The 21835-nt window shown below is 36.9% G+C and carries 18 protein-coding genes; 6 read left to right on the forward strand and 12 right to left on the reverse strand.

The features are described 5' to 3' along the window. Positions 1 to 69: 69 nt before the first annotated feature. Entirely contained in the window at positions 70 to 657 is a 588-nt protein-coding gene (locus tag AC27VX_RS14850; RefSeq protein WP_236854754.1) for a TetR/AcrR family transcriptional regulator, read from the reverse strand. Between the two features lie 298 nt (positions 658 to 955). Between AC27VX_RS14850 and AC27VX_RS14855 the strand changes: the two genes are divergently transcribed. The 4 genes from AC27VX_RS14855 (at position 956) to AC27VX_RS14870 (ending at position 5675) form a co-directional block, all read left to right on the forward strand. Beyond that, on the forward strand, positions 956 to 1915 hold the full coding sequence (locus AC27VX_RS14855; RefSeq protein ID WP_488696382.1) for a heme-binding domain-containing protein: 960 nt from the start codon (positions 956 to 958) through the stop codon (positions 1913 to 1915). A gap of 3 nt (positions 1916 to 1918) precedes the next feature. Then, on the forward strand, positions 1919 to 2395 hold the full coding sequence (locus AC27VX_RS14860; protein WP_488696384.1) for a hypothetical protein: 477 nt from the start codon (positions 1919 to 1921) through the stop codon (positions 2393 to 2395). Between the two features lie 212 nt (positions 2396 to 2607). Then, the gene (locus AC27VX_RS14865; RefSeq protein WP_236854751.1) at positions 2608 to 3174 is read left to right on the forward strand and encodes a glutathione peroxidase; all 567 of its coding nucleotides are present in this window, start codon (positions 2608 to 2610) and stop codon (positions 3172 to 3174) included. Between the two features lie 323 nt (positions 3175 to 3497). Next, positions 3498 to 5675 carry an ATP-binding protein gene (locus tag AC27VX_RS14870; RefSeq protein ID WP_488696386.1) on the forward strand — a complete coding sequence of 726 codons (2178 nt, stop codon included), beginning with the start codon at positions 3498 to 3500 and terminating at the stop codon, positions 5673 to 5675. A gap of 65 nt (positions 5676 to 5740) precedes the next feature. Here AC27VX_RS14870 and AC27VX_RS14875 read toward each other — a convergent pair whose 3' ends face one another. The 7 genes from AC27VX_RS14875 to AC27VX_RS14905 form a co-directional block, all read right to left on the reverse strand. Next, complete coding sequence (locus AC27VX_RS14875; RefSeq protein ID WP_236854749.1) at positions 5741 to 6766, reverse strand: NAD(P)-dependent alcohol dehydrogenase; 1026 nt, start codon at positions 6764 to 6766, stop codon at positions 5741 to 5743. Between the two features lie 357 nt (positions 6767 to 7123). After that, entirely contained in the window at positions 7124 to 8980 is a 1857-nt protein-coding gene (locus AC27VX_RS14880; protein WP_488696388.1) for an alkaline phosphatase family protein, read from the reverse strand. An 82-nt stretch (positions 8981 to 9062) separates the two neighbouring features. After that, positions 9063 to 9731 carry an HAD-IA family hydrolase gene (locus AC27VX_RS14885; protein ID WP_236854747.1) on the reverse strand — a complete coding sequence of 223 codons (669 nt, stop codon included), beginning with the start codon at positions 9729 to 9731 and terminating at the stop codon, positions 9063 to 9065. 3 nt (positions 9732 to 9734) lie between these two features. After that, complete coding sequence (locus AC27VX_RS14890) at positions 9735 to 10889, reverse strand: TIGR03364 family FAD-dependent oxidoreductase (protein ID WP_488696390.1); 1155 nt, start codon at positions 10887 to 10889, stop codon at positions 9735 to 9737. A gap of 18 nt (positions 10890 to 10907) precedes the next feature. Continuing rightward, on the reverse strand, positions 10908 to 12212 hold the full coding sequence (locus AC27VX_RS14895; protein ID WP_236854745.1) for a DUF5690 family protein: 1305 nt from the start codon (positions 12210 to 12212) through the stop codon (positions 10908 to 10910). A 3-nt stretch (positions 12213 to 12215) separates the two neighbouring features. Continuing rightward, a complete protein-coding gene (locus AC27VX_RS14900; RefSeq protein WP_488696392.1) occupies positions 12216 to 15041 on the reverse strand; it encodes a TonB-dependent receptor in 2826 nt (941 codons plus the stop codon). 324 nt (positions 15042 to 15365) lie between these two features. Further along, positions 15366 to 15941: a helix-turn-helix domain-containing protein gene (locus AC27VX_RS14905; protein ID WP_236854743.1), complete on the reverse strand. Its 576-nt coding sequence runs from the start codon at positions 15939 to 15941 to the stop codon at positions 15366 to 15368. A gap of 578 nt (positions 15942 to 16519) precedes the next feature. On the opposite strand from AC27VX_RS14905, the gene AC27VX_RS14910 reads away from it, so the two are divergent. Both AC27VX_RS14910 and pelA read left to right on the forward strand, forming a co-directional pair. Next, a complete protein-coding gene (locus tag AC27VX_RS14910) occupies positions 16520 to 17707 on the forward strand; it encodes a BT3233 family polysaccharide utilization protein (protein ID WP_488696395.1) in 1188 nt (395 codons plus the stop codon). Between the two features lie 81 nt (positions 17708 to 17788). Further along, the gene (gene pelA, locus AC27VX_RS14915; RefSeq protein ID WP_488696397.1) at positions 17789 to 18808 is read left to right on the forward strand and encodes a pectate lyase; all 1020 of its coding nucleotides are present in this window, start codon (positions 17789 to 17791) and stop codon (positions 18806 to 18808) included. Positions 18809 to 19293: 485 nt separating this feature from the next. On the opposite strand, the gene AC27VX_RS14920 is transcribed toward pelA, so the two are convergent. From AC27VX_RS14920 to AC27VX_RS14935, 4 genes are all read right to left on the reverse strand, one after another. Then, positions 19294 to 20400 (reverse strand): pectate lyase family protein, encoded by a 1107-nt coding sequence (locus AC27VX_RS14920; protein WP_236854740.1) that lies wholly within the window; start codon positions 20398 to 20400, stop codon positions 19294 to 19296. Positions 20401 to 20650: 250 nt separating this feature from the next. After that, positions 20651 to 20866 carry a cupin domain-containing protein gene (locus AC27VX_RS14925; protein WP_488696399.1) on the reverse strand — a complete coding sequence of 72 codons (216 nt, stop codon included), beginning with the start codon at positions 20864 to 20866 and terminating at the stop codon, positions 20651 to 20653. Beyond that, a complete protein-coding gene (locus AC27VX_RS14930; RefSeq protein WP_488696401.1) occupies positions 20799 to 20993 on the reverse strand; it encodes a cupin domain-containing protein in 195 nt (64 codons plus the stop codon). Before AC27VX_RS14930 ends, AC27VX_RS14925 begins: the two co-directional genes overlap by 68 nt. A gap of 30 nt (positions 20994 to 21023) precedes the next feature. Then, positions 21024 to 21758 (reverse strand): rhamnogalacturonan acetylesterase, encoded by a 735-nt coding sequence (locus AC27VX_RS14935; RefSeq protein WP_488696403.1) that lies wholly within the window; start codon positions 21756 to 21758, stop codon positions 21024 to 21026. Positions 21759 to 21835: the final 77 nt, after the last annotated feature.

Here is a 21835-nt window from a genome sequence, read left to right on the forward strand (position 1 = left end):
ATTATAATCTTTATAAAGATTGTTTTTGTTATAAAAATGACTGATCGGTCATTTTTTAGATAAAAAAAATTACACGCTGTTTTCTTCTATTAAATTTTTAAGCGTATTGATGATTACCTGCATTTTACTATTATTGCCGGACATTCTAGACATTAAGTGTCCGCCTTCAAGCATGGCAAACAGAACCGCTGCAAAATCTCCCGAATTCCAGTCTGCTCTAAATTCATTGTTTTTAATTCCCTGTTCAATAATGCCTGAAAGCAATTCCTGCCCTTGCTTAATAGCATGATTTACTTTTTCCTTAACAACCGGATTGGTATCGTCAGCTTCCGTTCCAAAATTCAATAAGGGACAACCTCCAATCAAAGGCGGATGGTTAGGGTCACTAAAAAAATCGATGTATGCCAATAACTGCTCTTTAGAAGTTTTAGCCTTGCTTAATGCCTTTTGTAATTGATTACTGAGCATTTTCATATTGTGATCAACTGCGGCACAGGCAAGAACTTCTTTATTTTCAAAGTGAACGTACATACTGCCTTTAGACAACTTGGTAGCCTCCATGATATCACTCATAGAAGTAGCAGCGATCCCTTTTGTATTAAAAATAGGGGCGGCTTTTTCTACAATAAACTGTCTGGTTTCTTCTCCTTTTGCCATAATGTTTCTCAATTACAATGCAAATATATGACCGATTGGTCATAAAAACAAAATATTTGAATGTTTTTTATTTTTTACCCTTAAACAGGCGGTTTGTTTAAGGTAGAATGATATGATAAGTAAGTTCTTTGATAGGATTTCATTGAAAAGAAGACTGATACAGTAAGCTTGTTAATCTTTATAGATCTGTAATTTCGGAATCAGTTTTGTCTAATTCAATGTGAAATCTGTCTACTTGGTGTAGATTTTACGTAAGACATAAGGTAAAGTTGCGTAATTTCAATAAAAATTTACGGATATGGATCGTTTTTTTAAAAAGATAAAAACAAAAAATATTCTGGCCTTCGTTCTAGTTGCTTTTATAGGCATTCAGTTTTACAGACCTGAAATTACGCATAAGCCTGTTACCGGAGATATACATGTCCCCGCTGATGTAAGGGCAATATTGCAGCGTTCGTGTTTTGATTGTCATTCCAACCAGACAGATCTGAAATGGTTTGATCAGATCGCTCCTGCTTACTGGCTGGTAGCAGACCATATTAAAAAAGGAAAAGAAGGACTGAACTTTTCTGAGTGGGATAAGTTAGCCCCTCCGGCGCAAAATGCAAAATTATGGGAAGCTTTCAACCAGATCAATCTGGGAGTTATGCCTTTGAAAAGTTATGAATTATTACATCCCCAGACTAAATTATCTGAAAAAGACATTACTGTACTGAAAAGATATGTGAGCTCGCTTGCTCCTAAACAAAAGCCGGATACCGCAAAAATTGCCGCTTATCACAAGCAGTCTCTGCAATTGAATGCTATGACCAATGAAAAGGCATCCAACGCTTCACTGCCTGTTGCATTGAATGGAATCAGCTATATTCCTGATTATAAAAACTGGAAGCCCATCAGCTCTACTGAGAGGTTCGACAATGGAACAATGAGGATCATATTCGGGAATGACATTGCTGTAAAAGCCGCAAAAGAACATAAAACAAATCCGTGGCCGGATGGAACCATACTGGCTAAGGTGGCATGGGATCAGATCATAGACAGCGAAGGGAATGTAACCACAGGAGCCTTTAAACAGATAGAATATATGATTAAGGACAGCAAGAGGTTTGCTTCCACAAAAGGATGGGGATGGGCGAGATTTGTATCTCCCAAACTTGAACCATACGGAAAAACTGCAGAATTTTCAAATGAATGTATCAACTGCCACCGTCCTATGAAAGACAATGATTTTGTATTTACATCTCCTATTAACCATTAAGCTATGAAGAATCTTCTAATTGTTTATATGATCGCCTCTGCGTTTATGATGAGCTGCAGTTCTAAAAAAGAATATGAACAGGTTAATCAAAATGCTTCCCTTCCTGAACATTTTGATTTTAATGCCATGAATCTGCATGTGGTGACTTCTTCCATTAATCATAAAAAACAGACAATGATGACTCTGTATGGTAATACTTCAGCAATGGATGATCTGAAGGGTAATGCCACAAAGAATGAAAATAAAGAAAAAATACTTGCACTGGTTACCTGGTCACAAAAAGATGATCCTGATTGGTTTGGAGCAAAAATTCCTGATCATCTGCTATCGGTAGAGGTGATCAGAAGCACAGGAACATTTTCAGGTAATTCGGGAATCCAATATCAGAGATACGAAGGGAAAGAACTTAAAAAAGTAACAGGAGAGAGTGCAGAAAGAATCAAAATAATTCTTCAAATGAAACCTTCTGTAATGCCCTGAGATCTATTTTCAAAAGTTTAAAGGATAAATGAAGTAATAACCCGTTAAGCTTATAAAGACGGCAAAGTATTTGTTGCTGGTTATTAGTATAAAACCTTCTTCATAAATACAATAAAGTTCTGTGTTTATGAAAAATTGAACCAAGGGACAAATGAATTGTATAAATCAAAAAAGTTATAAAACATATAAAATCTAATTAAAATCTTTTTTCAATGAAAAAAATACTTTTTATCGGGATGATGCTTATTACCATTGTAAGTCTTTCATCATTTATTAAATCAGGAGATTCTACAGGTTCAAAACCTCCGAAGTCGATCTACGATTTTAAAGTGGAATCTATTGACGGGAAGCAAATCGACTTTTCAAAGTACAAAGGCAAATATATTCTTATTGTGAATACTGCTTCCAAATGTGGGTATACCCCTCAGTACAAAGGGCTGGAGCAGCTGTATAAAGAGTACGGTGATAAGCTTGTTATTGTTGGTTTTCCATCTGATAATTTTGCAGATCAGGAATTTCATGACAATGTGGAAATCAAATCTTTTTGCGAGAAAAATTATGGGGTGACATTTCCGCTTACTACTATGGTTAATGTAAAAGGAGCAAAAATCACTCCGGTATTTGACTATCTTACCCACAAATCTAAAAATGGAGTTTTAGATGCTGTTGTAAGCTGGAATTTTAATAAATTTCTGATCAGTCCGGATGGGAAATTACTGGAACATTTTGATTCCAAGGTGGTTCCTGAAAGTGATCAGATTACTCATTACTTCAAATAGTATTTACAGATATTGATCAGTTATCCTATATAATCCTTACCTTTAGAAGTAGGGATTTTTTATTTTTATTACATGATTATATCCAGTTTGGCCTGCAGTTGATCATTGAAATAAAAAGGGATAAGACAAATATATATCATAAGTACATTGATGATTTCGTTTAAATAAAATATTTAGATTATTGTATTCAATCATATTAGGTATTTAGATTATTGTTTAGTATTTTAGTGAATCAATTCAATATCTTTGAGACAGACTGTCTGTCAGTATCCTTAAATAATTGCTCAAAGATTTCTGAATAGTGTATGTTTAAATAAGGAACTATGCCTCAGGTTGACTGTCATGACGAGCAAATACATCTTTGCGGAAAAATCCAGTATTTTGGTTATCTTTTTGTTTTTGAAAATAATGTCTGCATTGCAGCCAGTAAGAACTCTATTGAAATTACAGAACGTTCCATTGAACAAATAATTGGACTTACAATAGACCAGCTCTTGAATTTGATGACCCCTGATAAGAGATGGAACTTCAGTGAAATTGACGTGAATATATCGATTCCGAATAACAGGTTTACAGAACATATCCGAATTGGTGTTCAGGAATATTATATAAGTATATATCAGTACAGTAAGAAACAATTTCTTGAAATAGAAATATGCAGTGATTATATTGCAAAATCGAACAACCTGAATAATTATGCCCGGGCACTTGAACACTGCAATGACCGTTGGCATATGCTTACCGAGCTGATCAAAGAAATAACAGGTTTTGATCGTGCTATGGTATACCGGTTTCTTGAGGATAATAGCGGGCAGGTGATTGCAGAGTCAAAAAATGAAGAATTACCTTCCTTTTTGTCATATAGGTATCCTGAGTTTGATGTCCCCATACAGGCACGTGAACTTTACACAAGGTTCCCTTCCCGAAATGTAGCGGACATTGATGGGAAACTGTTTGAGATCCTTGGTATTTCAGCTGATCAACTGGATCTGAGTCATTGCGGGCTCAGGGCTTTTTCGCCTATGCATCTGCAGTATCTCAGGAACGCTCATGCGCGTGCCAGCGCCAGTTTTTCGATAATGATTGAGGGAAAGCTCTGGGGACTGGTAACCTGCCAGCATACTCAGCCTAAACATGTTGACCTTGGACAGAGAAATCTATGTACTTTTTTAACACAGTATGCCGTTAACTATCATCTTCTGGAACATCAGAAAGAATTGATTGATGCTTACAAAGTAATGGGAGCTGTAGAAAGAGACCTGAAGGCGGAGCTTTTAGTGCAGCATGATTTTCATGGCGTTCTGGAACAGTTTGCTCCCAAAATAATGGAGATTGTTGCTGCGGATGGAATAGTATTAATCTATGACGGAGGACTGAGCTGCATAGGAGAAACTCCGCGGCAGAAAGAAATAGAACTAATAGACGATTTTCTTTTAGATAAGGATGATGAAATCCTGTTTTCTACAAACAAGTTTATATACTCTCAACCGGATGGCAGGGATGGTCTTTATTTTCCTGGTGTAATCCGCATTAATATTCTCCCGGGAAATAAATGGTTTCTCTATCTTTTCCGAAAAGAAAGTATTGTTGAGGAAATATGGGCCGGAAAGCCTGAAAAGCTCATTGTAACAAATGAAAACAGCGGGATTTCTTATCCGGGCCCGCGCACCTCTTTTGCGAAATGGAAAGAGATGACCAAGGGTAGCGCCATCAATTGGAAAATAATCGAATTGGCATTTCTTGAAAAAATAGTGAATATTACCCAGCAGGCGATTGGGCAAAGAGGTGGTGAAATTTTCAATTTGAACAGGGAACTTATCCGTTCAAATAATGCGTTGGATACCTTTGGATATACATTGACTCATGATCTTAAAAATCCACTGGCAATGATTAAGTTGTCTGCTCAGATGATACTAAGCCGTGAGGAAGACAAAAGCAGCATGTTTTATAAGCTGGCGACCAATATTCTGGATTCGTCCCATCTCATGGCGGAAATGATGGATAAGGTTTACGACCTCTCCCAGTCAAATTATATTCATTTTGAGCTAGAGCTGATCAATCCGCAGAGTGAAATACTTGATATTCTTAAAAATTCCAAGAAACTATATAACAGCAAAAACCTTATTTTCAGCTTGGACGACACTATAGCAATTCCCGGGGAAAGAACACTGCTTTATCAGATGTTTTTAAATCTTATTGGAAATGCAGTCAAATACAGCTCCAAAAAAGAAGAACCAATGGTAGAGGTAAAGAGCTACAGGAAAGGTTTATCTGTGATCTATGAAGTCCGCGACAATGGTATTGGTATTGACCTGAATAATGGGACCAATATTTTTGATATTTTCAATAGAATGCCCAATACTGCAGAATTTGAAGGTGCAGGCATTGGCCTTTCCATTGTAAAAAGGATAGCTGACCGTTTAGGAGCTAAAGTTTCTGTAGAAAGTGAAATCAATGTCGGTACAAGTTTCCAGGTTGAATTTATCAATGTTCCTCTTTAACAGATAACAAATGCAAAAAAGCCGGAAGAGTCTAATTTCTTCCGGCTTTCAGTTTTTATGTTATACTAAGGAATAAGCACTGCCCGTCCTTTTATTTTACCATTTCTCATTCGGTCATAGACTTCATTGGCCTGGTCCAGTTTATATTTTTCAATTTCGATATGGATCTTTTTCTGTCTTGCCAATCCTACAACTTCCATAAGTTCTACTCTGGAGCCCCAGTAAGGGTTTGTCATGCTTACTCCAAACGGAAGGCCGGACATCGTGTACTGGTAATGGCCGCCGCCAAGCCCAACTATTGTAAGATCTCCATCTAAACTTACTACTTTGGTTCCCAGTTCAATTGTTGAGGTAGCTCCTACAAAATCAATAACAACTTTGGCTTTTTTAATGCCTGTGATTTTCTGAATCTGTTCTGCAGCATCTTCATCCTTAGAATTGATGGTGAATGCGGCTCCCAGCTCTTTTGCAAAAGCAAGCTTTTCATCAGTAACATCACACGCTATGATGGTGCTGGCGCTTATTTCTCTAAGAATTTGCAATGCTACATGTCCCAGTCCTCCAACGCCTATAACAACTACATACTCATCGGGTGTCAATTTAGCAATTGATCTTTTAATAGCGGAATAAGGAGTTAATGCAGCATCAGTAAGTGGGGCTGCTACCACAGGATCCAGGTCATAAATAGGAACCAGTAAGCGTGAAGACGGTACAAGCATATAGTCTGCCATACCTCCGTCCAGTCCCAATCCGCCTCCATACGCCATTTCAGATTGATGATCACAATAGTTTTCTTTAGACTGCTGACAAGGCTTGCAATGTCCGCATCCCCATGGTCCATATACCAAAACAGCGTCCCCTTTTTTATAGTCTTTTACGTCAGGTCCTGTTTCTTCTATCCAGCCTGCATTTTCATGCCCCAAAGTGAATACTGAACCTCCTACTGTTCCTTCATCAATAATGTGAAGGTCGGAATGACATACTCCGGCACCTCCAATTTTTAACAAAACTTCATCTCCTTTTGGGGTTGGCTTTTCCATATCATTGACAACACGGACATCTTTGTGTCCGAAAAAACGTACTGCTTTCATAACTTTGAGAATTTTTAATTGGTTTATTAAAAATACGAAATATTTACCCAATGGTTTTTTTGATGTTTAAGTATAGAAACCTGTGATTGGTTGTGTAAAATAACTTGATTTTGATTGTTTTATAAACTTTTTTTTCTGGTTCATTGAGATGCTTTGATAATATGATTTTTAATTAAAAATAAATAGAATATTAAAAATTTAGCAATAAAATTATTCTGTCAAAAAGCTCCACTTTAACACATCGGTTTTTATATCCTGTTAAGATTGTAAAAAAAGATGTCAGATGTGTATATACCATAAAAAAATAGTACAGACCATGAAATAATCTGTACTATACAAAAAATATAAATCTAATAATTACTTTTTAATGAATGTTTTTTGAATTCTTTTGCTTCCTTCTGTTACCACTATAAAATAAGAACCATTGGTAAGATTGGAAATATTGATCATTTCCTCATAATTTCCTGTGTATGAAGCTGCCGCTTTTGTTACAAGAACTTTTCCGGAAAAATCAATAATATGAATGTTGATTTTATTTTCAACTGATTTGAATTTTATATTAATTTCGCTGTTAGCCGGATTAGGATAGATTTTAAAATTTGATCCAGCATTGCTGCTCTGCTCGTTTACAGATAAGCTATTCAGATCACATGCCGGAATTCTGCTTGTTCCGTCTATGCCCCAGGAAGACATTACAGGAATACAAAACCAGTTCAAAACAGTAGGGAAGTGGTCTGTCTGACGCGGGGTGTCTAAATAATTCTGAATAGTAAAAACTTCTGTGGTTTGAAGGTTTCTTGTTGGTGAACCCGTTATCGATGCGTTGTTACTAAGAGGCCCGGAATCAGTGAGTGTACTGCCGGAAGTTTCATTCATTTTATAATTGGCCAGAAGCTGATTATAATAAGGATGTGAGCTGGTAACGTCCTGATTGGCATACTGAACAATAACCTCCTTAGGGAGTGCCGTTTTCCAGATCCTGACGTCTTTATAAGAAGCTGCAAGATTTACTCCGTAAGTATTCGTGCCGTCCTGATTGAAGGTAAGCGGAAGATTGGAATTGATATCTCCGATAGTGTTCATTTTCCCGAATGTTACAGGAACTCCGTCTTCATACAGTGTGGCCAGGCCGTCACGATCAAAGCTTACAGCAATATGCTTCCACTGATTGGTATTCACTTTTCCTCCCACCAAATCCAGCCTGTTGGTTCCGTCCCCTATATTCATTTTCAAGGTCTGTCCTGAATACCCTGAAATTACAAAGCCTTTATTGGTACCGCTATTCCAGTTTTTATTACCGATCATAACGGGATCACTACTGTAGCCTGCATTAGGTTTAACCCAGAATTCAATGGTGAAATCCTGATTGGCTCCGAAATTAAAACTACTCTGAGAGGCTGGTTTAGCGTAAGTTCCCGCAGGAAAATTCAATTGATTGAAGGTCTTTGAATTCTGAATTTGTGTTTTACTGATTTGCTGTGACGAAAAAGAAGGGTTTGAGTAAATTGAAAAAATATTCCTTTCAGAAAGGTTCCCACCACCGTGAGCGTTGTCTACAGCTCCATGATCAGTGGTCACTACAACCAGCCAGTCTTCGTTATTGAAGTTACTTCTGCTCTTCATCGCGGTAAGAATTTCCCCGATATATGAGTCGGTAGTCTGCATTGCGCTAACATACTGAGGGACTGCTGAAGAGAATCCGTAAGAATGTCCCGCATGGTCCACATCGTCAAAATCTACAAAAAGGACATCCGGATTATCACTTTGTAAAGCCTGCACTGCGGCATTTTTTACTGCGAGGTCTGTACCCGAATTGGTTTTTACATCCGCATTCTGAATAATCGTATTATTAATAGGAGTCCAGTTAATCAGTGAAATAGTTCTCAGGTTTGGGTTAAAAGTCTCAATTCTTGTCATAAAATCAGGATAATTGGTAAAGTTTGGATTAGTAAAACTATTATCCTGTACATTGTGTTTGTTGTGCCATACTCCGGTCAGCATGGTACTCCAGCCATTCCCACTCCAGGTAGGTGCAGCAGTGATGGCATCCAGAGAATAAATAGCAGTAGGTAATAAACCTTTGATATTAGGGGTGTTTGAAGACATCATAACGTCTGCTCTGCATCCGTCGATCCCAATGAATAATACTTTTTTGGTTTGTGCGCTTATAAGGGCAGCAGAGAGTCCTAAAACAGAAAGAAGTTTTGTTTTCATATTAATTTTATATTAAAAGATTGATTCCTGAAGGTTGGAATAAACTACTTACAGAAAACTCTGTAAGCAGTTTGAAAAAGAATTAAAGAAGAATTTTTTCAGCTTCTGAAATATTGTTTAAGATATAATCCGGTTGCGCAGCTTCTAGCTGTTCTCTTGTCTGTGCGCCGCTCAGTACTGCAATGGTTATTCCGCATCCTGCATTTTTACCCTCTTCAATATCGATGGCGGAATCTCCTGCTTTCATTACTTCTTTAGGATCTGTAATCCCGAATTTTGACATGGCCAGTCTGATCATTTGCGGACTTGGTCTGCTTTCAAAAACATCATCAGCAGTGATAAGGTCGTCAAAATGAACATTTTTCTGCCATGCTAATTTTGACAACAGCTGTTGAGCCACTTTTTTGGTATAACCCGTATTTAAAACTACTTTTTTATCAGCGGATTTTACTTTCTTTAAGAAACTTTCGACATTGTCAATAGGCTTCACCTCCAGTTCCTCATAGGCAAGAGCAAGATCATCCGAGAAATTTTCAAAAATAGCATCGGTATCATCGGTATTTCCGCCAATATTTTCAAGAAGGTTTCTGATGGCTTCTGCTTTTTCCATTCCGGCACAGATTTCAAGTACTTTTTCCAGGGTGACATCATACCCGTAACTGTTCACGGCTTTGGCAAGTGTTTTATATACTACATTGTCTTCATCTATCGTTGTTCCGGCCATATCCAGAACCAGTAATTGTATATTCATTTTTTAAGAAAAAATTGTGTTGATATTAAATTTTGAAAAACCACCGCTTCCGGTCATTCCTTTACCACCGATTCCTGTTGTGATATGAATATTAGGAGAAATATTATGCTCGAAAATATCCTTTGTTTTACATTGGGAGTAGATTCCGAACCATCTTTTCTGAATGGCATAGGTAGGGAGATTAATGATTTTTTTAGCTTCCTGAATCATAAATTCGTCAATATCCATATTTAGATCATAGCCCAGATCGTCTGCATTTTTTGCATCAGCGTATTCGTGGGAATCGCCAATGATGACAGAGCCATCTAAAGCCTGTTTGAAGAGAATATGAATTCCGAATTTCTTTTCAAAAGAGTTGGAGTCTTCAGCTTCTTTTATTTTACGGAAAGAGGAACACTCGCTGAAAGATTCATACCTTCTGATTGAAAGTCCGGTGAGGATATTTCCGGGAAGTGAATAGATCCCCTGAGGTTTGGTCTGAAGCATCTGCAGTTTGCTTATTTCAAGATCACTCTCGTTAAATATTTCAGGATACATTGTTTTAAATTCATGGCCGCCGCATATTATTATTTTAGATGCCGTTATTTTTCTTCCGTCTGCTGTAACCGCTGTACAATGGGTATTATTTTCAAAAGTTTCTACTACAGTTGTGTTGTAAAATAAATCTAATTCTTTATGGTTTTTTAAATATTGATGAAGTTTAACAATCATCTCACTGGAGTCAACTGAGATTTCCTGAGGAAAAAACAACCCGCCTTTACAGTAGTCTGATCTTAATCCGTCAAATTTCTGAATGCATTCATTCTTAGAAAGAAGCACAGACTCATAATCATTGTTTTTGTTGATCTGAAAAAGTTCCTCGATCAGCTGAAGCTCTTCGTCATTAGAAGCGATATAAACAGAGCCGTTCTGACGAACGGTAAGATCCGTTTTAGACTGAAGATCTTTATAAATATGCAGGCTTTCTTTGCCGAAGTTCTGCCATTTGATATCCATTCCCGAAGGAACTACCTGCCCGAAGTTTCTTACGGTTGCCCCCTGCGGAACAGAATTTCTTTCCAAAACAGCAACTTTCAGGTTTTTCTGTAAAGCGTGATAGGCATGAAATGTTCCTAAAACTCCACCACCTACTACGATAAGGTCATATTGATGATTCATATTCATTTTTTTTTATTATTAAAAAGGATCGAAACTCATAATGGGAGAATTGTCGTCTTCCTTTGATTTTATTTTTGATTTTCTCTGAAAAGCCAGAAGTGCAATCACAGCAAACAACAGTACGGTTCCGGCAATGATATAATTGAGATGGATATAAAACTGAAGCCAAGACTGGCCCGCAGAACTTAAATTTTTCAGAAACAGAACAGAAACACTGCCCAGATATCCGAATGCATCAACGAAATAAATGAAAAAACCTACATTTCCTTTGATTTTAAAGGCTGCAATCATCCTGTCGAAATAAATTCCGTTGAAAGGGATGTAGCAAAGGTACATTCCAAAGCCGGAAACAGTCATCCACAGAAAAGGAGAGATAATTCCGTTTTGAAAGAAATAGGTGGATAATGCTACAGAAATGATTCCGCCAAAAAGAATGTAATGGTAATAAGCAAAGGCCTTCAGATTATTTTTAACTTTGACCATAAACCCGAGAATAAGCAGAACCATGATAGAGATTGGAACTTCTGTAAGAGTGAAAACAGCACTGTTGGTATTTCCGCTCATCTCATCCCATATTTCCCTGCTGAAATTGTCCCTGAAATCTCTTAAAACCGTAAGGCTGATGTACAAAACAGTGATGCTGATTAAAGGGATAAAGAACTTTCTAATCAACGCTTTTCTTTCCTCTTTGCTTAAAGGTATTCTTTCCTTCTTTAAAGCTTTGTCTTCTTCTGTAGGAGCAGGGGTTTTATTCAGCATAACAGCAAAAATAATCATTGGAATGATGAAGATTAACCCTGTTGTAAAAGGCATCCAGAATTCTGAAATACTGAAATGGTCCATCAAAAATTTACCTGCTGATTTTACTACTCCCGATGAAACCACGAAGCTTGAACAAAGGAATAAACCAATGATTTCCGTAGTTTTTCTTCCTTCAATATAAGAAAATACAATCCCCCAGATCATTCCCAATGGAATACCATTGATGAACATGCAGATGATATTATAAGGAGCGGGAACCATAGCAAATCCAAGTAATGCTAATTCTGCAACTCCTATAAAGCTAAAGAGGAACAGGATCCTTTTTTCAGGTTTTAATTCTGAGATAAACTTAATTCCGATAAATTTAGAAATGAAATATCCAACCGCCTGAGCAATAATGATTAAGATTTTATAGTCAAAACCGAAATATTCAAGATTACTGAATGAAGCTGCAGTAAAGGGCTTCCTGAAAGCATACATGGAGAAGTAGACCCCGAAAGCTGCGATGGCCGCTTTCAGAGTTACATTCAGGGTATTGTTTTTTAAGTGCTTGGTTTTCATCTTTTAGAAATTCAGTTTTACCCCAAGATTTCCTCTTACGCCATAGTATTCCACCTGCTCAGGTCTGTCCTGGCTTTCCCCGAAATGATAGATCAGAGGTTTATTCAGAATATTATTCACATCAGCAAAAACTGTAATATGTTTATTGATCTGGTACGAAGCTCCGAAATCGAGATTGCTGTACTTTCCGTAGTAAGAATCATAAAGATCTTCCTCCGCATATTCTACAGCAAATTTTCCCTTGTGATTGTAAGCCAGCCTGGCATTGAATCCTTTTTTCTCAAAGAACAGCTGGATATTATAAAGCTCTTTGGCCTGATAAGGAAGCTTTACCTTTCTGCCGCTCGGTTTTTCCATTTCTGACGTCATGAACGTGGCATTAAGCTGAGTTCCAAAATACTGTAAGAACCCCGGTAAAAAGTCAAACCTTCTGTTGATTCCCAGTTCAATTCCTCCCAGCCATGCTGCTTTTCCGTTATTGGGAGCACTGAATTGCACCCCGCTGATTCCGTTATACGTTCCGATGAAAGAATCCTGGAAAATAGGATCTGTAATCGATTTATAGAAAACACCACCGCTTAAAATCCCGACATTAGAGAAGTAGTATTCACCCATTAAGTCCAGGTTGATCGAGTAGGTGGGATTCAGGTTAGGGTTCCCTCCTTTAAACTCATTATCAGCTTCTATATAAGTTCCTCCCGGTGTAAGATCTCCAAAATTGGGTCTTGAAAAAGTACGTGTTGCAGCAAATCTCAGGTTTGTTTTATCGTTAATAGCATATTTGAAATGGATCATAGGCAAAACAGCCAGATATTCTTTGGTGTTTTCAACCGGAGTAAGAATATCATCTATTACGCTGTACCCTTTTACTTTGGTATGGGTGTTGGAGAGTCTTACCCCTCCCAGAATGGTCATTTTATCATTAATTCTGTATGTTCCCATTCCATAAGCATCAAAGTGCTTCTCAAAAACATCGAAATTTCTTCCTAGTGCCTTGTTATATTCCAGCGCTTCAGAATCTGTTTTGTTGATGGTAAGATTTCCCTGATTCTGGAACCAAAACTGATTCATCCCGCCCGTAGTTAATACCGGACCAAACGTATTTCCGATATGAGCATTCATTTCACTTAGATATTGAGGCCCTCTGGGCTGCGTTGTGATATACTGTGCAAAATCAGAAAGTAAAGGCGCTGTTCCACTGCTCCAATTGTAAAAAATGTCTGAAAATCTTGCATTTCTTTCCTTGTCGCGGTATTTAAACCCATATTTTAAGGTAAGTTGATCAGAAACATTGATTTCATGATTGAAACCTGCCACGATTTTATCTTTTTCCTGAACGTAGACCTTGTAGAATTCAAGATCGGTAAATCTCATTTGGGAAGCATCCATTTTGAAATTCGGATCACTGTAAAAACCAAATAAAGCTTCTGTGTTTTTGTAATCCAGTTTTCCGCCGTCTGCTTTCCAGTAAGCTCTTGGCCCGACTCCTTTATCAGAAATGTAATCTGGATTGATTCCTACGCCATTTTGAGTATATTTAATGACATAATAAGAATTATTCTGCTTATCCGGAATATTTCCATATTTAAAAAGGTTGTTGTAGTAAGAGAGATCCCAGTCTATTTTACTTTTATTCAGCTGATGAACACCACCTAGAGAAACTGAAGTAAGCTCCGTGATCAGTAAATTATGAATATTCTGAAGTTCAACTCTTGCCGTATTATTCACACCATTGAATTTATCAAAACGTATTCTATGTTTGTAGTGCGTCTCATCATCAGACAGAGTTCCGTACATTCCTTTCACATAAAATGTGCTTTTGGGAGACAGAACATATTCTAATGCCACGTTGGCTCCGGTGGTTTTTCTGACCGCGTTGTAGTCTCTGAGTTCCAGTCTGAATACCCCTTCGTCACCACTTCTTCTGGCTTCAAAATTATCCGTAGACCAGTTTCTGATAAAATGTGAGAAGTTAACTAGATAACCGAATTTTTTGTCTTTAGTTCTTCCTCCGTACAAGAATCCCAGGTTGTAAATCCCTTTATCTGCTTTTGCATTATAGCCGGTTCCCACTGTACCTCTGAATTCAGTTTTCATTGGTGGTGTTTTGGTAATAAAATTAACGCCGCCCCCAATTCCGTCTGCTTCAAGATCCGGTGTAAATGATTTATTGACGTTGACGTAGGAAATGAGTTCCGTAGGGAAAAAGTCAAAAGCTGTAGCTCTGGAAGTGGTTTCTTCCTCAGCTGTCGGAAGTCTGTTCCCATTGATGGTGGTGGAAGCCCAGAACGGCGGAAGCCCTCTTAAAGAAACGAATCTTCCTTCACCCTGATCTCTTTCGATAGAAACGCCCTGAACGCGCTGAACCGTTTCTGCTGCATTTCTGTCCGGAAGTTTTCCGATTCCGTCGGAAGCAATTACATTGGTAATATTGATGGCATTTTTCTGCATGTTTAAAGCCCTCGCTTCACTGTTTTTAAGGGTTCCGGAGACGACTATTTCTTCAATGCTTTTCTGGCGCTGATACAAAACAATACTTCCAAGATCAAGATTCTGAGCCTCCAGAATTTCAATAGTCAGTTTTTTAGCCTCAAAACCAATATAACTTACTTTAAGGTTGTATTGTCCAGCCTTCAGATCACTAATACTGAATCTTCCTTCTGCATCTGTAATGATTACTTTAGAAGTTCCTTCTACGGTAACGGCTGCCCCGGGAAGAACCTGGCTGTCGTCAGACACAATTCCTGTAACAATTTGTTTCTGGGCAAAAATCCCAATCGTACAGCAGGCAAATAATGGAATAAAACTTTTTTTAACTACGCCATTCATTTTTACAAATATTAAAATTGTACCGCAAAAATATGCTTGATTTTTAATATTTATAAACTTTTGATATTAAGTAATGGTAAACAAATTATATATTTAATTTAAATAGAAATAAGTGTGTTGATGATTTTGATTGAGCTTTTATGTCTCTTAAGGTGTTTGTTTTCAGTTGTTTGATTTTATTTCTGAACTGTTTTTTTTGTCCTGAATACGATAAATTAAGAAATGTGATATTAAGAAACTGTTATTTATTTGTTAAATAGCAAAAATAAAAGTTTACTAATAGTAAACTTTTTGATCAATTTTTGCGTTTTTGAAAATCCAGGATCAGGCTTTTTCAGAATAAAGATACAATACCAGCATAAGGCACGATTCTTCTGAAATACTCTCAGGAACGTGAGGGTGTCTTCCGTTGAAATACAGGGCATCGCCCTCAGATAAGATGATCTCTTCCTGATCTATGATGTATTTTACTTTTCCTTTTAAAATATATTTAAATTCCCAGGCATCGGTAATTACTTTTTCTCTTTTAGAATTAGGCTCTAAAGTCAATAAGACAGCTTCAAACCCTAAAGAATTAAGACTTTTACTGAAAATATGCATGTACTTAAAGCCTTTTGCTTCCATTTCTTTTTCTATAATCTGCTGGTTTTCTTTAGGAATATATAAGAATTTTGAAGTGCTGTCTTTTTCAACACCTTCAAAAAAATAACTGGCATCAATCTCCAGTGACTGTATAAGATCCAGCAAAACAGGAAGGGAAGGAATGGTTCTTCCATTTTCGATTCTCGAAATAAGACCATTGCTTACATTGGCTCTGTTGGCCAGCTCATTAATAGTAAGATTATTTTCTTTTCTGATATCCTTGATTCTCTTGCCAATTCCTATGATAAAATCGCTCATCGTTTTTTCAATCTGATTTTGTTTACAAATAGTAATAATATAAACAAATGTAATATTATTTTGAATACTATTTTCTATGAATGAAATATTATACTTTAATTCCGGAATTTTTAGCCAGTATTTACTTTTTACTAAACCAGAATATTAAGTTTTTCTTTATTTTTGACTAAAATGACGGCAGACATTCAGGTAGATCATAGTGCACAGCAAAAAAGCAGGGAATCAAAACAACTGTCATTTTAAAGTCGAAACGGGAAAAAAGAGTATTTATACTCCCCGGAAGGGGAAAACGTATTAAAGAACCGCTTTTAGAATCTTTTTTGATGCCATGGGTGATTTTTACCGTAAGATCAGGCTACTGTCTGGCTGTAGCGTTGCCTTGTGATAACCAAGAATCTTAAATCTTCGAAATTTTGATGTTTTAATAGGATTGGTAACATTTTTGAATTTTTATAATGTCATTTATGTATTTGAGACTTATCAACGTAAAAATAAAAGTTTAAATAACTTCAGTCATCATCAATGATTTATTCCCAAATTATTTATATTTTTGTATTATTAACTCATTGAATAAAATTATGTTGATCAGAAAAAAAAGCTTTATTGGATTCAGTTGTGCAATCGGTTGCATTACTTCAGGTTTTTCCCCAGCTCAGCAATCCGTTAAGGTGACTAATCCTTTGGATTTTTCAAGAACTGAAGTGGTGACTGTTCAAGCTGCTCAGTTACAGTCATTCTTATCTAAGCACAGTGAAAAAGAGCTTAGAATCAAGGATTCAACAGGAGCATTACTTCCGGTTCAATGGATAGACTATGATGGAGACGGGATAAGTGAAGAACTACTCTTTCAGGTACATATCAATGCTAAAAAAACAAATAATTATACCATTATGGCTGATGGAAAGGCTCCGCTTCCTGAAACCACGGTTTCTACCTATTCCAGATTGGTTCCGGAGAGAGTAGATGATTATGCCTGGGAAAATGATAAAATTGCCTTCAGGGTATATGGCCCCAAAGGACAGCAGGAAGCATTACAGGGAATAAAAAGCAGCACCCTTTCAAGCGGAGTCGATATCTGGCTGAAAAGGACCGATCAATCTATTATCAACAAATGGTACAAAGGATATCTTACCGATCCGATGTATTACCACAAAGATACAAGAGGAGAAGGCTACGATCCTTATCATGTAGGAAACAGCCGCGGAACAGGAGGAATTGGAATCTGGCAGAATAATAAACTTCAGACTTCACAAAACTTTGTACACTCCAGAACTATTGCTGAAGGACCTTTAAGAACTGTTTTTGAACTCATTTATGATCCGTGGAGCGAATATGGAGTAAAGGAAGTCAAGAGAATTTCTTTGGATTTGGGTTCCAATTTTTCAAAGTTTGAATCTCATTTTGAAACTGAAAAAAATGTTCCCAATTACACCATCGGAATCACTTTACACAAAAATGAGGGCGAAACCAAACTGAATGATAAAAACCATTATTACCTTCACTGGGAAAAAATAGATGATGCTTTTGTGGGAGAAGGAATTGTTGTAGACCCTAAAATTGTAGAAAAATCAATAGCCTACAAATCTGATGTTCCTGACGAAAGTAACCTGCTGGTCGTTACCAAACCCGAAAAAAAGTTGACCTATTACGCAGGGTTTGCATGGCAGAAAAGTGGACAAATTCAGACTCAGAAAGACTGGGAGAACATTCTGGAGAAGCAGTCCCGGATGATTGAAAAACCGTTGGTGATAAAAGTGGTAAAATGAGAGATTTTTATGGGTTTGAGGATGATCGGAAAATAAACATTCTCTCTTACAATATGGTTACTAATTCTGAAAAATAAAAAAATGAATCTTAAAATATACACATTTGCATTAGGTTTAATGGCCGTTAATTTTTCCAGTCAGGTTAAAGATACATTAGCAGAGAAAATGATGATTTATCAGCTCCCCAATGGAGGTTGGGGGAAACAGCTTGAAGATAAGTCAACGGTGAACTATAATTTACCGCTTGATAAAAACCTTTTAAAAAAGATAAAATCTACAGGTGATGATCATGCAACGATTGATAATAATGCGACCTCCAGAGAGATCAATGGATTGATTAAAGCCTATTCAGCAACAAAGAATCCTGAATATTTGAAATCTGCGGAGAAAGGAATCGGTTACCTTCTTCTGATGCAGTATGATAACGGTGGTTTTCCTCAGTATTATCCCAATAAAGGGCTCTACAGAAAACAGGTGACTTACAACGACAATGCAATGATCAATGCCTTAACCGTTCTTTATAATACGGCAGAAGGAAAAAACAATTTTGATGTCGTTGACTCAACGCTAAAAGAAAAATCTAAAGCTGCGGTTCAAAAAGGAATCGAATGTATTTTAAAAACCCAGGTTTTGCAGAAAGGAATATTTTCCATCTGGGCAGATCAGTATAATGAAATCACTTTGCAACCCGATAAAGCGAGAGCTTTTGAACCTATCTCATTAGCCACAGGAGAATCGGTAGGCGTTATCAGGTTTTTAATGTTACAGCCGGTTACACCGGAAATTGAAAAATCTATAAAATCTGCGATACAATGGTTTAGGCAGAACAAGATTGAAGGCTATAGCTACAATGTTTCCAAGCAAAACGGAAAAGCAGTAAGAGTATTGGCAAAAGATAAAAATTCGGTGATCTGGGCGAGATTTTATGATATTCACACCAACAGGCCTTTGTTCGGAGATCGTGACGGAAGTGTAAAATACAATTACAATGAAGTTTCGGAGGAGAGAAGGAATGGTTATAACTGGTTTGGAGATTTTGCAGAAAAACTTATAGCGAAAGAGTACCCGAAGTGGTTGGAAAATAATAAAATAAAAGAATGATTTTTTGTTATTGGTGATGACTTATTTTATACAGTGTTCAATTTTACTGTAGATAGAATCCTCGCGCCCTTGAGCTGTGTTTAATCTGAAATATTGCATCTTTGCGATCGTTCAACTTATTTGTTTTTTGTTGGAGAATTGCTAAGGCGTAAAGATTTTTATTGTTTATATAATTTAAGGTACAGGAAAATAAAAGCTTTTCGGCTATGTTTTATCCTTGGATACACGATTTTTTATAATAGAGTTTGTATAAAAGGTCTGATCTTGCAGGGTATTAATCACTGAAAATTACTATAAATATTCAATAAGAATGGGTTTTAGCCCATTCTTTCATTTTTATCCTTTTCCATTGTCTTTAGCCCAAACCTATTACTCAAAATATAATCATTCATCATATTTTTAAGCGGTTAAAATAGAAAAGAGAGCATCTCATTGCTGAGATACCCTCCTTCTTTTATTACTACTATTACTATTAAAGCCTCCTGTTAGAAAGCATCACATATATTTCCACCCAACGTTGCCCCTGCATTAGCCATTACATCCGCTTTTACGTCTGCTGCGTTAAGTTTAGCAATGCTGTATGGAGGTGTGAAGGCCGTTCCGCTTCCTGAAGTATTTCCTGTAACATTAATGAAGCTGTTTCCTGTTTGGGTTACCGCTGTAAATCCGGTCATCAAATTGATAGGCTCTTTCACATTTTCAAAAACATTTCTTTCCACCAAAATATTGGCCTGAACCCCTGCTGCAATACATTTATTGCTTACAGAGCTGTTGAAATAACTGTTCAGAATATGGATTTTTCCGAATCTTACCCTAGGCATACGTTCTCTGCACCCCGGGGCCCACCAGCAACGAACAAAAGTGACGTTCAGTTTTCCGGCATCAGCGGTTGCTCCATCACTTGATCCGATAAGATTTGAGAATCTGTGGTCATCCGTTCCTCCTGAACCTCCTGGTTTTGGGGCTTTCAGATAATGGAATTTTGTGTAAGATACTGTAATATAATCGGATTTGTTTTTGATATCGAAATTTCCGTCAACACCGTCTCTGAACTCGCAGTGGTCAATCCATACATTTCGGCAGTCATCCAGAATGGCATTATCCCAGCCATCCGTGTCATAAGCTCCCGGTCCTTCAAAAATAAGGTTTCGGATGATGATATTATTACATCTTTTAATATTGATGATTCCTGAGCCATCCTTTGTCTGGTCAGTAGAAACCAATTTGGCTCCGGTTGCCCCATAAATTGTTTTTCCAGTCTGATCTTGAAATGATAAGCGTGTTGTAATAGTAATGGTTCCTGTTACCTTTATCACTTTTACAGATGTGTTTTCAATGGCAGCTTTTAGTTGGGCATAGGTAGAAACCGTTGTTTCTGCTGCAGTTCCGCCACCGGTAGTTCCGCCATTTTGAGAAGCCCATCCCGGGGCAATACAATCAGCTAAAGGGATGATCTTTTGAGCCAGTGAATTTTTAATGCTTAATTCATTTGTGGTAAGATCGTTATTAATCTCTTCATGACCGCATCCGGTTAGTGCAAAAGTGGAACTTAGAGCTACTGTAAGAAAGGTAGCCTTGAACATTGTTTTCATAGTTTATATTTTGTGATTTGTTGTGATGTAAAATTATAAATTTACTATTGAATTATTTTATATTTTATTGTATTAGTATTTATATAATTATAATGTTAATTATTTTATATAAGCAACCGATTGCATTTTGTTAAATGTTCAAAGACTGGATATGAGTTGGTTTTTTATTAAAATTGTATGGATAAGAATATGAAATTTTTTAACAAAAGAATATAATAAAACATAGAGACCAGAAGCTGTTCCTTGCATATTAAGGAATGAGAAAATCTTCTCTGAAAGGAGCAAAAGCATCAATTAATCTGCCTTCTTCAATACATTTCACTCCATGAAAAATATTGGGCTGTGCGAAAAAAACATCACCCTGCTGCAATATTTTGATTTCACCATCTACGGTAACTTCAAATTTTCCAGAAGCAACATAGGTGATCTGAGAATGAAAATGCTGATGTAAAAGGTCCTGCAGCATCTTTTTCAAATTTTACAATAACCATCATTACCTGAGAATTATAGCCTGCAAGCTGTCTGGAAACGCCATTTCCTAGATCTTCCCATTCAGAATTACCATCGAAGAAAGGTTCTTTTTTAAAATTCATTTTTGTCTATTTTAGATTTTACATTTGATTTCATTTAATGTATTTTTCCAACCCTGTTTTCAGATTTTTCAAAGAATAGACTGCCAGCTTTGCAACAGATTCAGCACCCAGTTTTGATAAATGGGTATCATCATCTTTTCCTTCCGGATAATAAGGATCTTCTCCTTTTCTGTAATGAAGATGCAGTTTTTTTGATTTTTCCGGACCGTAAGATATTTCTAGCAGTTCTGTCTGTAGCTGCAAATCAACAAAAGGTACTTTAAGATCGTTGGCAACCATTCTTACCACCAGAGAATATTCTTTGTGAGTATCTACCAAAACACCGTTTTCATTGAAATTCCTCCTCACAATGGAAGTCATCAGAATGGGAAGAGCCCCTTTGGCTCTCACCTCGTTCACATATCTTTCAAGATTGGCTCTATACTGAGTATAAGGATTGGTGAAACGTGCCGAATCATTAACTTTCTGATCATTATGTCCAAACTGAATGATTACAAAATCTCCTTTTTTAAGTTGGTTCATCACTTTGCCCCATCTTCCTTCTGTTCTGAAACTTTTGGAACTTCGTCCATTAGTTGCATGGTTCTGAATTTCAATTCCTGATGTAAGAAAGGGCGGAAGCATTTGTCCCCAGCCGTGTTCCGGGTTTTTATCCGGGTTTTCTTTGTTAGCCATGGTTGAATCTCCGATCAGGAATAAAGTCGGCTTTTGTGCTAATGCCATGATAGAGAGAAAGAAAAAAAGTAGGGTAAGTTTCTTATTCATTTTATTTATTTATTAAGTTCTTTTGTCTTAAAACAAAAGAACCAAAAGTTCAAGACCTGGAATCTTCCGCTAAAAAA

The sequence above is a fragment of the Chryseobacterium sp. 14P4.3.2 genome (assembly GCF_057799275.1).